The 13,408-nt window shown below is 64.6% G+C and carries 10 protein-coding genes and 1 riboswitch; of the genes, 5 read left to right on the top strand and 5 right to left on the bottom strand.

Annotated features, from left to right (window positions below):
* Positions 1–76: 76 nt before the first annotated feature.
* From QOL79_RS15995 to QOL79_RS15975, 5 genes are read right to left on the bottom strand one after another with little or no spacing between them, the layout of a single operon-like run.
* A complete protein-coding gene (locus QOL79_RS15995) occupies positions 77–1,396 on the bottom strand; it encodes an erythromycin esterase family protein (RefSeq protein ID WP_283420103.1) in 1,320 nt (439 codons plus the stop codon).
* On the bottom strand, positions 1,393–3,003 hold the full coding sequence (locus tag QOL79_RS15990) for a serine hydrolase domain-containing protein (protein WP_283420102.1): 1,611 nt from the start codon (positions 3,001–3,003) through the stop codon (positions 1,393–1,395). The genes QOL79_RS15995 and QOL79_RS15990 overlap by 4 nt, the downstream gene beginning before the upstream one ends.
* Positions 3,000–4,034 carry an N-acetyltransferase DgcN family protein gene (locus tag QOL79_RS15985; RefSeq protein WP_283420107.1) on the bottom strand — a complete coding sequence of 345 codons (1,035 nt, stop codon included), beginning with the start codon at positions 4,032–4,034 and terminating at the stop codon, positions 3,000–3,002. The genes QOL79_RS15990 and QOL79_RS15985 overlap by 4 nt, the downstream gene beginning before the upstream one ends.
* A gap of 20 nt (positions 4,035–4,054) precedes the next feature.
* A complete protein-coding gene (locus QOL79_RS15980) occupies positions 4,055–5,563 on the bottom strand; it encodes an amidohydrolase family protein (protein ID WP_283420101.1) in 1,509 nt (502 codons plus the stop codon).
* Positions 5,564–5,599: 36 nt separating this feature from the next.
* On the bottom strand, positions 5,600–7,744 hold the full coding sequence (locus tag QOL79_RS15975; protein ID WP_283420100.1) for a TonB-dependent siderophore receptor: 2,145 nt from the start codon (positions 7,742–7,744) through the stop codon (positions 5,600–5,602).
* 162 nt (positions 7,745–7,906) lie between these two features.
* On the opposite strand from QOL79_RS15975, the gene QOL79_RS15970 reads away from it, so the two are divergent.
* From QOL79_RS15970 to QOL79_RS15950, 5 genes are all read left to right on the top strand, one after another.
* Positions 7,907–8,857 (top strand): MurR/RpiR family transcriptional regulator, encoded by a 951-nt coding sequence (locus QOL79_RS15970; protein WP_283420099.1) that lies wholly within the window; start codon positions 7,907–7,909, stop codon positions 8,855–8,857.
* Positions 8,858–8,944: 87 nt separating this feature from the next.
* The gene (locus QOL79_RS15965; RefSeq protein WP_283420098.1) at positions 8,945–9,988 is read left to right on the top strand and encodes a dipeptide epimerase; all 1,044 of its coding nucleotides are present in this window, start codon (positions 8,945–8,947) and stop codon (positions 9,986–9,988) included.
* Between the two features lie 33 nt (positions 9,989–10,021).
* A riboswitch (SAM-I-IV-variant riboswitch) is annotated at positions 10,022–10,130 on the top strand.
* Between the two features lie 51 nt (positions 10,131–10,181).
* Positions 10,182–11,237 carry a threonine aldolase family protein gene (locus QOL79_RS15960; RefSeq protein WP_283420097.1) on the top strand — a complete coding sequence of 352 codons (1,056 nt, stop codon included), beginning with the start codon at positions 10,182–10,184 and terminating at the stop codon, positions 11,235–11,237.
* Positions 11,238–11,561: 324 nt separating this feature from the next.
* On the top strand, positions 11,562–11,981 hold the full coding sequence (locus QOL79_RS15955) for a DUF983 domain-containing protein (RefSeq protein ID WP_283420096.1): 420 nt from the start codon (positions 11,562–11,564) through the stop codon (positions 11,979–11,981).
* Between the two features lie 6 nt (positions 11,982–11,987).
* Positions 11,988–13,352 (top strand): aminotransferase-like domain-containing protein, encoded by a 1,365-nt coding sequence (locus tag QOL79_RS15950; protein ID WP_283420095.1) that lies wholly within the window; start codon positions 11,988–11,990, stop codon positions 13,350–13,352.
* Positions 13,353–13,408: the final 56 nt, after the last annotated feature.

The raw sequence follows: 13,408 nt of genomic DNA, 5'->3' as shown, positions 1-13,408 counted from the left end.
TCGGACTGGCAGCTTTTAGGCGGCGAACCTCGAGAAGCGGACGTTTGAAACCGATGCGGCGGTAATGACGGCTCACCTATCTAATTGAACGAGAAGCGGTCAGGCGATCAAAATAGACCAAACCATCGAAGGCTTGCCGAGGCCGGATCACATTCTCGGTATCGTAGTTCACGCTGATGGACTGTTCGCGGAAGAGCCAGGCGGGCGTGGTCGACCGGAAATCGATCATGAAATGCGGGACGCCGGTCGATGCAAGGACGGCATCGACCGTCCCCGGCTTGATCGCCCGTCCTCCACGACCGCCGGCGGAACTGGCCCCGACGATCAGCAGGTCGCGGCCGAAGGTCCGCCGCAAATGCACCCCCATAGCCGCGGGGGGACGGGAATAGATCGACCAGATCCCGCCCCGCGTCCGTGCGTTCATGATATGACCATTGTGCGCAAACAACAGCATCCGTCCCCCGGCCCCGGCGCGATCGAGCGCCCAGCGGGCATTTTCGGCCATGGCGGCGTCGCGCACGGCGTCGGCGCGATAGTCTCCGGGCCTCAACACGCCGTCGACCGAGGGCGCGCGTGACACGTCGAAGAGGGTCTGGAGTTGACGGGCCGCGACAATATCTTGCCGGGCCCAGGCATAGTCCGCCGGCGACGACGCCGCGATCAGGGCGGCGCGGTTGGCATCGAAAAAGCCGAGCATCGCCGCAATGGCGCGGCGCAGGCGCTCGCGCTCCCGATCATCGAGACCGAGATAAGCTGGGACCGAGAAATGATCGAGAAACGGTACGACCGCCTTGCGGACCGGCGCCGACTTGATTGGCGCCGCACGCGCCAGATAGGCGATCCCATTGTCGAGCGTGCTCCGCCCACGCGCCCACGCGCCGTCCGCGTCGCCACCGCTCATATCGATGCCGTAAAAGGCGACCTTGCGCTTGTGACGCGGGTCCAGATTATAGGCCCGGATCCATTCGATCAGCTCGATATTCTCGGGAAAGCGCCCGAAACCCCAGGTCAGCCCGGTACGCGCGAGATCGCGCACGTCGCCCGATCCACCCGCCGCATAATCGTGGAGGCGCCGCGATTCATGCAGGCCGGATTCGATCGCGATCGCTGTGAATCCGCGTTCTTCGACGAGGTAACGAAACAGGCAGTTGCGAAACGCCAGCGGTTCGTGCGCGCCGTGCACCGGTTCGCCGAGCGCGACCACGCGCGCGTCGCCGATCATGTTCGCCATGGCGCCGAAATCCGCGCGCGACGACATCGATGGGCAGGCGGGCAAAGCAATCGCATGGGTTTGCACCCAGCCGCGCATGGCATCGCCGGTCGGCGTGGCCGCAGCGCCGGATGCTGTCCCAAGCAGCGCAGAAAGGGCCAGCCCGATCCTGCCGAGCGTAATCATGGCAGGTCGATGCGATAGAGGGCTGCGCCGCTGAAGGAGAGACGCTGGGCCTTGCCGTCGGCGATCGTGTCGAAGCGGAGCCATTCGGGCGCGTAGGCGGGCTTTTCAAAACGGAAACGTCCGGTGCCATCCTCGACGAGCGGCGTCGCGAGCGCCGAATCCGCATAGGACATGACCAGCGCCGCACCGCGCGTATAAATGCGCACGCTCGGCCCCTCTTCGCCATGCGCGGCATAGCGCCCGACCAGCGCGCGATAGGCTGGCGGCGGCGCCGCGGGCAAGGCGAGGCCTTCGCGTACATAGGTCGCAGCGCCGTCCGAAACGTCGGACACAGCGCCCGACGCATCGCGGAAGAAGAGGAAAGTTCGTGGCCCCTTGGGGGTAAGATAGGCGCCCCACGCCTCGCGCCCGATCCGCGCGAGCGCCAGCGTTTCGCCACTCTCGTCGAGCAGCAAGCCGTCGGCTTCCCCGGCCCGGAACCGAAGCTTCTGGCCGTTCGCGCCGACGAAACTGCCGACGAAACTCGTGGGATCGCGCCATGACAGGTCGGGCTGCGGGGTCGGCGATGCCCCGAAAAGCCGCGCGACGATGCGCTCGCGGAGCGTCCGGTCGGCAGGGCCATTGCCGAGAATGACGACACCGAGCCCCTGCCCGAGGTGGACGGAAAAATAGGCCTGGAAACCCGCGATCGAACCGGTGTGGAAAAGCCTTTCGCCCTTGTCGGCGATGTCGAAGCCATAGCCATAGTCGTCGCGCACCGGCGTCATGATCCGCGCGAAGGAATGTTCGGAAAGCATCCGGCCTTTGGTTGTCTTGCCGCGCGCGAGCAGCATCCGTGCATAGGCCATCATATCGGGAGCGGTCGACACGATCGCGCCGTCGGCGGCGACATGGTCGAACCAAGGCGCCGCTGCCAACCGGCCGTCAGCGGTCCGCTCGTAGCTGTTGGCTATTCGGCCGCGCAGCCGTTCGTCGATCTGCGGCGCGGTCGCCGCCATGCCGAGCGGGTCGAGAATGCGGCGCTGGAGCACCAGCGGGAACGGCCGCCGGTCGATCGCCTCGGCGGCATAGCCGAGCAGTTGATAACCCGAATTCGAATACCAGAAATGCTCGCCGGGCGCGGAGCACGGCTCGAAATCCTGCAGCGCGGTCGCGAGGAAGCGCATCGACGCGACATAGGCCAGATAATTGGGCAGGCCAGAACTATGCGACAGCAACGCGTGGCCCGTGATCGGGGCATGGCGGCTCTTCGACCGGAACTCCGGCACATATCGCGCGATGGGCGCATCGGGATCGAACGTCCCTTCGTCGGCCATCTGCATCAGTGCGACGGCGGCAAAGGATTTCGAGATCGATCCGATCGCAAAGCGCGTATCCTGCGTCGCGGCGATGCGCCGATCGATGTCCGCATAGCCGTGCGAGGCGACCATCAGCGTGCGATCGCGATCGGTCACCGCAACGACAAGCGCCGTATCGCCCGCCGCGCCTTCGACCATCGCGCGAATATCGGCGAGCGCCGCGGCGCGCCTGGCCTCGCCCTCTCCTGCCGCGATCGCGGGATCGGTGAGACCGATGGCGACGACGAACAGGATCAGGAGGCGGATCATGCGAGACACGCCTCGACGAGCCGGTCGAATGCGGGACCCCGGCGCATCGGATCGGCGACCGGAACGCCCCATTCCATCGTCAGCGCGGCAATCGCCCGTTCGGCCTCGGCGGCCGACAGCCCGGCGGTATTGAGCGACACACCCGCGCAGCGGACGCCGGGGTTGGTGAGCCGCGCCTGCTGCACCGTCACCTCGATCGCGCGGCCGATCGACGGCAGCGGGAAATCCGGCAAGCCGACGATCCGGTCGCGACCGTGCGCGTGGCACAGCACCAGAACGTCGGGCTGCGAGCCATGGAGGAGCCCCAGCGAGACGCCGGCATAGGAGGGATGGAAGAGCGAGCCCTGCCCCTCGATCACATCCCAATGCGCCGGATCGGCAACAGGACTGAGCATCTCGGCCGCGCCCGCGACGAAATCACTGACCACCGCGTCGATGGGAATTCCGCGTCCGGCAATCATGATGCCGGTCTGGCCGGTCGCACGGAAATCGGCGGCGAGCCCGCGAGCGCGAAACGCCTCTGCGAGCGCCAGCGCGGTATATTTTTTTCCGAGCGCGCAGTCGGTACCGACGGTCAGCAGGCGGCGGCCGCTCCGTCGCCGGCCGCTCGCGATCGGGAGCCCCGATGGCGGTATGCGCACGTCGATCAGGCGGCGACCATGCGCCGCCGCCGCTTGCCGAAGCTGCGCGATGTCGCCGAGGCGATCGTGCGCGCCGCTGATGATGTCGAGCCCCGCTTCGAGAGCGTCGATCAAATCGGGGATCCAGCGCTCGCTGATCGCGCCGCCGATCGATGCCGCGGAAAGGACAAGCGCGCGCGCGCCCGCCGCATACGCCGCGCGCGGGGTCATCGCAGGCAGATCGAGCGTTGCCGCGGCACCCGGACATTTATGTTCGGCGACGCACAGATCCGGCGCCCAGTCGCGCAGGCCGAGCCCCGTCTTCAAAAAGGTCGTATCCGCCGCATCGCCCAAGAATAGCAGATAGGGCTTGGGCAAATCGAGCCCGGCGATTTCGGTCGGCGACGGCATCGGCGCACCGAGAAGAGCGGTCACGGCCGGACCTTCGAAAAGATGGGGCGCCCTGGGCTGACGGCGTCGGCGAGCTTGCCGCGATCGACCACCAATACGCCGTTCACCATCACATAGCGGAACCCGTCGGAATAGCGGGCGGCATCGCCATAGGTCGCGCGCGTGCCGACCGTTCGCGGGTCGAAAAGCACGATGTCGGCATCCATGCCGGGTTGCAGCCTGCCCTTGCGCTTCATCGCGGGAACGAAGGCTTCAAGCCGCTGCGCGGGCATCAAGGTGATCTTGCGCAGCGCCTCGGCCAGATCGATCGTCTTCGTTTCGCGGACATAATGACCGAGGACGCGCGCAAAGCTGCCCGCCGAGCGCGGATGACCGTTCGCTCCCTCGATCCGGCCGCCGTCGCTGGCGATCATCACCGACCGATCGCGCAGCAGCGCCGCGATCGTCGCCTCGCTGTTCATATGCATGATGACCCCGTCGTCGGCGGTCCCGGCGCGCAGCGCGTCGAATTCGGCCTGCGTCAGCCTTTTGCCCGTCGCGCGCGATTGCAGGTCGCCGACGGCGACGCCCCAACGCGCTTCCCAGCCCGGATCGAAGAAATGGCTGCGCACCGCATCGACCGATCCGCCCCAAGGGTAGGTTTCGGTGGTGATGTCGATACCGCGGCGGCGTGCATCGGCGATCAGCGCGGCCATGAAGGGCGCATCGCGCATTGCCATGCTGTTGATGTGCGCGACATGGATGCACGCGCCCGTAGCAGCGGCATTGGCGATGCTTTCCTGCACCGCCTCGAACGCACTGTCAGGCTCGACAAGGCTGCCATAGCGGATGTGCGTGAAGAGGCAGGTCGCGGTGCGCGCAGCAATCGCGGTGACATCAAGCATCTCGCGGCGCGAGATGCCGGGGGCATATTGCGTCCCGCTGCCGATCCCGATCGCCCCTTCGCCCAGACCCTGTTCGAGCAGCGCGGAAAGCCGCAAAGTCGCCGCGCCGGACAGCGGCCCGCCCGCCTCCTTCGCGCCGAATTTCTCCATCGGGTCGCGGAGTGCGGCGAGGCCCGCTGCACCCTCGCCCTTCTGGATGAAATAGCGCACCGCCGTGTGTCCGACGCTCGTGCCATAGTTGAGCAGCTCGCGCCCCTGCTTCGCCCGATACCATTCCGAAACCGGCCAGGTGCCGATTTCGAGCTCGAGCCGGGTGGTGACCCCATCCTTCGCCTGATAGCCCGCCGCCTCGCGCGTCGTCGCGTGCGAATGGATGTCGATGAAGCCCGGCGCGGCGACCAGCCCGCGGGCATCGATCGTCCGGCGTCCCTTGAGCGGCGCCTCGCTGACCGCGACGATCCGGTCGCCATCGACCGCGATGTTGCGGATGGCGTCGAGCCCGGTCTCGGGATCGATCGCGCGCGCGCCGGCATAGACGATGTCGTGGATCAGCGCCGTTTGCGACGCGCCCGCGGAAAGCTGCCCCGGTGCGGCCACGGCGGTCAGGAACAACAGCGCTCCCCACACCTGTCGTTTGATCGACAAACCCTGCTTCCCTTCGCTCACGTCCCGCACGAACGATCAGAAACCGGCGCGCAGCGACACCGTCACGCTCCGCGGCTCGCCGACGACATTTCCGTAGAACAGCGTCTGATAGTTGTTCACGAAATAATGTTTGTCGAAGATATTCTTGACGTTGAGCTGCACGCGGAAGCGATCGAAATCATAACCCGCCGACACGTCGGCCAGCACATAGGACGGCAAGTCGCGCGTCGCGCGGTCGATGTCGGTCTTCACCGAGTCGACGTAACGGACGCCCCCGCCGATGAAGGCGTTGCCGAATTCATAGCTTGTATGGAGGCTGGCGGTGCTCTTGGGCAGGAAGGTGACGGTCTTGCCGATCAGGGTCGGATCATCATCCTTGCGGATCGTCGGGTCGAGGATGGCGAGGCCCGCATTGACCTGCCACCCCTGCGCGATCTCGCCGACCGCTTGCAGTTCGAGCCCGCGATGGCGGACCTCGCCGACCGCAACATAACGATCGATCAGGTCGATCGTTTGGTCGTAGCGTGCCTGATTGGCCTGGCGGACGTCGAAGATCGCGCCGGTGAGGAGCAGGCGCCGGTCGGGCGACACATATTTGACCCCGATCTCATATTGTTCGCCCGATAACGGGGCCAGCACGTCACCAACCGCATCGATAAAGAGCTGCGGCTGGAAGGATTCGCTGTACGAGGCATAGAGGTTCAGCCCGCGTACCGGCTCCAGCGTCGCCGCGAGGCGAAGGCTCGTCTGGCTGTCGCCGCTGAAATCCTGCCAGGGGCCGGTGCCCGACTGCTTGCTGACGTCGGGCTTGGCCCACGAAATGCCGCCAAGCAGGGTCAGCGGCTCGGCGACCTTGATGCTGGCCTGGCTGGAAAGCGTGAAATAGCGCAGTCGGCGATTGAGACTGTAGTCGAATATCCCCGGATAGGTCCGGGTGTTGAACAGCGCCTCGATCGCATCGACGCCATCGAAGATGTTCGCGACATCGCCCTGCGGCATGTCCGGGATCGTCCCCGCCTGCTTGGTATCATAATGCTGGTAATTGGCGGCGACCGTGATGAAGCTGTCGGCAAGGCCGAGATCGTCGAGCTTGTAAACGCTCGACAGCCCGGCGCTAAACGCCTCGGTCACGCTCTTGGTGATATTGTTCACCGCGAGGAAAAAGTCGCCATTCGGCTCGAGGCCGAACCCGAACCCGCTCTCGCCCGTCGTGTTTGAACGCAGATAATTGGCCTTCAGGCTGAACGAGAGGGCGTCCGACGCCTCCCAGTCCAGCCCGCCGTTCACCCGCGCCACCGGCGTCACCAGTTCGAAATCGCCCGAACCGAGGAAGAAGGAGCGGCCGACCGGCGCCGGAGACCCGTCGGGAAAGGTCGGGATGCCGTCGAACGATGTGCGGCGGTAGCGCTCATATCCACCATGGAGATAGGCCTTCAGGTCAGGCGACAGGTCGGCATCGAGACCGGCGTATAATACCGTCTTCGCCGAATTGACCCGCTGCATGAAGCTATCGCCCTCCTCGTGGACGGCGATACCGATCGCGTGGACCGTACCGGCGGCGTTCAGCGCGCGAGCCAATTGCCCTTCAATCCGCCAGCGCCCCCACGAGCCGCCGAGCAATTCGACATGCGACCGCGTGCCTGCGTTCGCGCCTTTCGTCACCTGATTGATGATCCCGCCGGGGTTGGCGGCGCCATAGACGACCGACGTCGGCCCCTTGACGATTTCGAGCCGTTCGAGCGTAGCAAAATCGGGCTCATAATCGAGCGTGCCGACGTTCAGGCCATCGATCGCATTACCCGCCGCAAAACCGCGCAACTTGACGATCGATGACGTCCCGCCGGGATTGCCGTCGAACAGCGCACCGGGCGTATATTGCGCGACATCGCCTAGCGTTCTGGCATCGGTCGCGTCGAGAAAATCCTCGCTGACGAGGCTGATCGACTGCGGCACATCCTCGATCGCCACGGGGAGCCCCGTGGTGCCGCTCGTGTCTTCGCTGAGATAGCGATAGCCGCTGACAACGATCGCATCGCCCTCGCCCCCTTCGGCGGCCTCCTGCGCACTCACCGCCGATGATGCTGCAACCGCGGCCGCAAGGGCGCTGCCAGCAAGGAGCCGCCGGAAAGCGGCGCTGCCACGCCGATGACGGATTTCAAAAGTCTGTCGGTTCAACGTCATCGCGCACCTCCTCGATCGGTTCTGAATGACCGGCGCCCGGATCGCTTTCGCGTTCCCAAGGCCGGATTACGACAGAATTAAGTCCCATTGACATATTTCTGTCAATTGATAGTTTTGTTGTTATTTCTGACACGATTTAACGACTTCAGACGAGAGGGAAATATGACGGTCGACAACGAGCAACCGACTTCGGCAGAGCCGGTCGCGGATGCGCCCGCGATCCCCAATGTCCCGCTGCTCCAGCGATTGCAGGCCGATATGGAGAGCTATTCCGCCGCCGACCGCGCCATCGCGACCTACATCCTTCGCCACTACGCCACCCTTGCGTTCGAGACCGCGGTGACGCTCGCGGAAAAGGTGGGGGTGAGCGAGATCACGATCGGCCGCTTCACGCGCAAGATCGGCTATCGCAACTTCAAGGCGATGAAGAATGAGCTGAAGGACAGCAGCGAAGTGGGTTTCCCCTGGCTGGTCGGCGAACAGCTCCAGCATTTCGTCGAAGCGCCGGACCTTTCCGACGAAGCCGACGGCTCGATGCAACGCGAGGTCAAATCGCTGCTCGCGGTCTATCGCCTTGCCGAAACGCCGCAATGGGCGGCGGCGGTCGAACTGCTCGCAAAGTCGCGGACGGTTCAAATCGCGGGCTTCCAGACCGAGCGCGGCATCGCAATGCTGCTCGCCAACCATCTGCAATTCATGCGCGACGGGGTCCGCCTCGTCGATTTGACCGCGGGCAATTATGCCGACGTCTTCGCAACCGACGATGACGAGGATCGCTGCCTCGTCGTCATCGACATCCGCCGCTATTCGCGCCAATCCTATCTGATCGCCGAACAGGCGGCACAGCACGGCATCCCGCTGATCGTCCTCACCGACCTGTTCTGCGATTGGGCGCCGCGCTTCACCCCGCACGTCCTCGCCGTGCCAACGCAAACGGGGATGTTCTGGAGCTCGCCCGTCGCGCTCGTCTGTGCCGTGAACCTGATGGTGAACAGCGTGATCAGGCAAATCGGCACGAAGATCGAAACGCGCCTCGAAAAGCTGACCCGCCTGCATCAGACCTTCACCGGCTATGCCGGCCATCAACCCCCACGCCCGAAGATGTCGTCCTGACGCGCCTTCCGAAATGACAGTTTTTTGTCTTATAAAATCATAGACAGAAAAATCTCCCCCTATTAGCCAATCCGCATGATGGCGACAGTGCCTCTCGATTCTCCCGATCCGGACCGCGCGCTGGCGCGGCTGGGCCGGTGTGCCGCGCGCATGGAAGTCGAGATCGTTCGCCTCCCGCTCGCCGAGCCATTTTGCATCGCCGATCGCGTCTTCGAGGATGTCGAAACGGTCGTCGTGCAGCTTGAAGCCGATGGCTGCGTCGGACAGGCCGAGGCCGCTGGCGTGTTTTATCTGGGCGACATGCCGCTCGATATTGCCGCCGCTTTGACCGACGCCAGACCGATCGTCGCGCAAGGCATCGATCATGCGCAGGTCGCGCGACTCTTCCCGCCCGGCGGCGCGCGGAATGCACTCGACTGTGCGCTGTGGGATCTTCAGGCCCAGCGGATCGGCTTGCCGGTATGGCAATTGCTGGACATGCCGCCGCCAAAACCGCTCCTGACAACCTACACCATCGGCAATGCCGCGCCCGATGTCATGGCCGATGCGGCCCGACGCCACGCGCAGGTTCAGGCTATCAAGATCAAGCTGAACGGCGACGCCGAGGATGGCGATCGGATCGCAGCGGTGCGCACGGCGCGCCCAGACGTCTGGATCGGTGTCGATGCCAATCGCAGCCTGACCCCGGAAAAACTCGCGCGCCTGCTTCCGGCGCTGCTGTCCGCCCAGGTCCAGCTTGTCGAACAGCCTTTCGCGGTCGGCGCCGATTCGGCGCTTGCCGATGTCGAGCTCCCCATCGCGCTCGCCGCCGACGAGAGCGTCCAAACAAGCGACGACCTCGAAAGGCTCGCCCCGCTCTATCAGGTGATCAACATCAAGCTCGACAAATGCGGCGGCCTGACCGACGGGCTACGTCTCGCGCGGCGCGCGCGGGCGCTGGGTCTGGAGGTCATGGTCGGCAATATGCTCGGCAGCTCGCTGGCAATGGCGCCGGCCTTCCTGCTCGGCCAATATTGCTCGATCGTCGATCTCGACGGGCCGATCTTCCTCGCGGCGGATTGTACGCCCGGCGCGGCCTATCATGCCGGACGGATCGATTGCGCCGCGCACCCATGGGGCAGCGGGCAATGACGTTGACAGCCATTATTGCGGCGCCTAGGGGGCGCTCAGCATCAAGAGCCGGGGCGACGCCCGGCACCAACCTGCTCCCGAGCAAGGTGGTACTCCGCTATTCGCGGGGGATGTGGCCGGACCGGCAACAAACGGGACCTCAAGCCGCACGGGCGTCGAACCGCTTCTTCCATTCTGAAGAAAGGGTTTCGACATGACAGATCGGGCGCAGCAGTTCGCAAGCGACAATTATGCGGGGATTTGCCCGGAGGCGTGGGCCGCGATGGCCGCCGCGAACAGCGCATCGGCCCCGGCGTATGGCGACGACGAATGGACGCAGCGCGCCGCCGACGAGTTCCGGACGCTTTTCGACACGCGGTGCGAAGTCTTTTTCGCCTTCAACGGCACTGCCGCCAATTCGCTCGCGCTCGCCGCGCTCTGCCAATCCTATCACAGCGTCATCTGCTCGTCGTCGTCGCACGTCGAAACCGACGAGTGCGGCGCGCCCGAATTCTTCTCCAACGGGTCCAAGCTGCTTGTCGCCCAAACCGATAGTGGCAAGCTGACCCCCGAAGCGATCCGCGCGCTTGCGACCAGCCGGTCGGACATTCATTTTCCCAAACCGCGCGTCGTCACGATCACCCAGCCGACCGAGACGGGACAGGTTTACTCGATCGAGGAAATCCGGGCGATCGCAGCGACATGCCGTGACCTTGGCCTCAAGCTGCATATGGACGGCGCACGCTTCGCCCACGCCTGCGCCACGCTCGACTGCGCGCCCGCCGATCTGACATGGCGCGCCGGCGTCGACGCGCTGTGCTTCGGCGGCACCAAGAATGGCATGGCGGCTGGCGAGGCGATCGTCTTTTTCGACACCACCCTCGCGACCGACTTTGACTATCGCTGCAAACAGGCGGGCCAGCTCGCCTCGAAAATGCGTTTTCTGGCGGCGCCGTGGATCGGATTGTTCGAAAGCGGCGCCTGGCTTCGCAACGCCCGACATGCCAATCGTTGCGCCGCGCGGCTTGCCGCCGCGATCGTTGATATTTCGGGCGTTCGTCTCGCCTTCCCGGTCGAATCCAATTCCGTGTTCCTTCACGCGTCCGATGCGCTCCTCGAAGGGCTGACCGGACGCGGTTGGCGTTTCTACACCTTCATCGGCGGCAGCGCGCGCTTCATGTTCGCCTGGGATGCGATCGAACACCGGGTCGATGAGTTGGCGAATGACATCCGGTTCCTTGCTACCGACAAGGCCGCTTCGGCCGGTTAAGATCGGAAAACCGGAGAGATCGCCGCCGCGAGAGTATTTCGCGGAATGGCCGATTGCGGACCGACCGCTTTCCATTCCTGTCCCAACATAGCGGCCCCTGGTTCGTCGCACCCATTTTGGCATCCTTAACTGCTACCCTTCTGCCGGGGACAAAGGGGCTCTCAGTGATCTGAATCGGTACACTGTTATTGACGGATGATTGGGATGTGCTGCGACCACGCCCTCCAGCCATGCGCGCTCACGAATGAGATTCCTAGCGACTGGACATTTCGCGGGCGCGACTATATGTATGGCCTATTGTATGGCTATATGTAGGTATTTTACATGGCTCATGAACTCGACGCCCGCGAGAAATGGGCCTGGATATATAAATCGGGCCTCCACGGCCTCTGCCCGCGCTGCGGAAAGGGCAAAATGTTCAAGCGCTGGCTGAAGGTCGAGCATCAATGTCCCAACTGCGGTTTGGACTATGATTTTGCGACGCCCGACGATGGACCGGCGTTTTTTTCGTTATGCTTCATCGCTTTCCCGCTGATCTTTCTGGTGGTGTGGTTCGAGGTGGCGTTTAGCCCGCCGTGGTGGATGCACGCTCTTGTCTCGGTGCCGCTGATGATCATCCCTTGCGTACTCGCGCTGCATCCGATCAAGGGATGGCTGGTCGCATCGCAATATGTGAATAAGGCGCAGGAAGCGGGGACAGGCGCGCTATGGGACAAGCTCAATGCGCGCGCGAAGGAGGAGTAACCAAGCGTGATCAAGAAGGATTGGATACCCAATCTCGATCGCGCTGGCGGCCCCAAATATCTGGCGATCGCCGACGCGGTGTCCGCGGCGATCGAATCGGGCGAACTGCGCGCCGGTGACCGCTTGCCGCCGCAGCGCGATCTCGCCGCCCGTCTCGGCGTCGATCTCACGACCGTCACCAAGGCTTATGACCGGGCGCGAAGCCGCGGGCTGATCGTGGCACGCGGACGCGCCGGAAGCTTCGTCCTGCCGCAGGACATGATTGCTGCGGGGCCACCTCCGCGCGATACGGGCATGAACATGCCGCCCGAAGTCGAGGGCGGGTCGCTGCTCGCATCGTGGGAACGAACGACCAGTGCCCTGCTGAGCGCGCCCGGAGCGGGCGGCCGTCTCCATTACGCTCCCGCGGGCGGGTGCGAAGCCGACCGGATCGCAGGCACAAGGATTTTTGAACGAATCGGCTTGGCCAGCCATCCCGACGAGGTGGTCGTGACCGCGGGTTCGCAAAATGCCCTGCACGCCATTATCGGCGCGACACTGAAGCCCGGCGACACGGTTGCCTGCGGACCTTATGTCTACCCGGGCTTCCTCGCGCTCGCCCGAAAGGCCGGGCTGAAGCTCGCGCCCATGGCCCGCATCGAAGCGGCGGAACTCGAAGCCCTTTGCCGAAAAGGGAAGATTGCCGCACTTTACCTTGTGCCGACGAACGATAATCCCACCACGGCGACTCTGAAAGCCGACGAGCGCGCGGCGATCGCCGAGGTCGCGCGCCGGTACGGCGTTCAGATCATCGAGGATGATGCCTACGGCCTGCTTGACGAGGAGCCGCTGGCGCCTCTGTCCAGCCTTGTGCCGGAGCTCGGCTGGTACATCGCCACCAGTTCGAAGATCATCTCGCCTGCGCTGCGCGTCGCCCATGTCCGTGCACCGTCGCTGCGTCAGGCCATGGCCTTGGCCGCACAGGTGCACGACAACAATGTGATGGCCCCACCGCTAAACGCGGCGCTCCTGACCTGCTGGGTCGAGGATGGACGCTATGACCGGCTGGTCGCCGAAACGCGCGCCGAGGCCATGCGGCGCCAGGCGATCGCGGCAGAGATTCTGCCGCGCGCGAGCTACGCCGCCCACCCCTGCGGCTACCATCTTTGGGTCCCGCTTGGCACCGACGGCAACGCGGCACAGATCAGCAGCGCGCTCGCCGGTGCCGGCATGACCGCACTACCGGCCGACAGCTTTTCACCCGGCGAAACAAGGGCGCCAGCCTTACGCGTATCGCTTGGCGGAGCGATCGACGTATCGGGCGTGCGGCGCGGGCTGACGATGCTCTCCATATTTCTGTCGTCCGCCGGATCAATGCCGGGGGTAATCTGATCCGGATGCCGCATCAAATGGCCGCTTGCGGTCAGGCAGCTTTTAGCAGGAAATTG

The organism is Sphingopyxis sp. Geo48 (assembly GCF_949769155.1).
In the GTDB taxonomy this organism is placed as follows: domain Bacteria; phylum Pseudomonadota; class Alphaproteobacteria; order Sphingomonadales; family Sphingomonadaceae; genus Sphingopyxis.
Note: the sequence above shows the minus strand (reverse complement) of the source record. Positions and strands in the feature narration are given on the sequence as shown.

What these genes read in the sequence shown, in the direction of transcription:
- QOL79_RS15960 (WP_283420097.1), top strand. Translation starts at nt 10,182, where the DNA reads ATGACAGATCGGGCGCAGCAGTTCGCAAGCGACAATTATGCGGGGATT.
- QOL79_RS15985 (WP_283420107.1), bottom strand. Translation starts at nt 4,034, where the DNA reads ATGCCGTCGCCGACCGAAATCGCCGGGCTCGATTTGCCCAAGCCCTAT.
- QOL79_RS15990 (WP_283420102.1), bottom strand. Translation starts at nt 3,003, where the DNA reads ATGATCCGCCTCCTGATCCTGTTCGTCGTCGCCATCGGTCTCACCGAT.
- QOL79_RS15955 (WP_283420096.1), top strand. Translation starts at nt 11,562, where the DNA reads ATGGCTCATGAACTCGACGCCCGCGAGAAATGGGCCTGGATATATAAA.
- QOL79_RS15975 (WP_283420100.1), bottom strand. Translation starts at nt 7,744, where the DNA reads ATGACGTTGAACCGACAGACTTTTGAAATCCGTCATCGGCGTGGCAGC.
- QOL79_RS15970 (WP_283420099.1), top strand. Translation starts at nt 7,907, where the DNA reads ATGACGGTCGACAACGAGCAACCGACTTCGGCAGAGCCGGTCGCGGAT.
- QOL79_RS15995 (WP_283420103.1), bottom strand. Translation starts at nt 1,396, where the DNA reads ATGATTACGCTCGGCAGGATCGGGCTGGCCCTTTCTGCGCTGCTTGGG.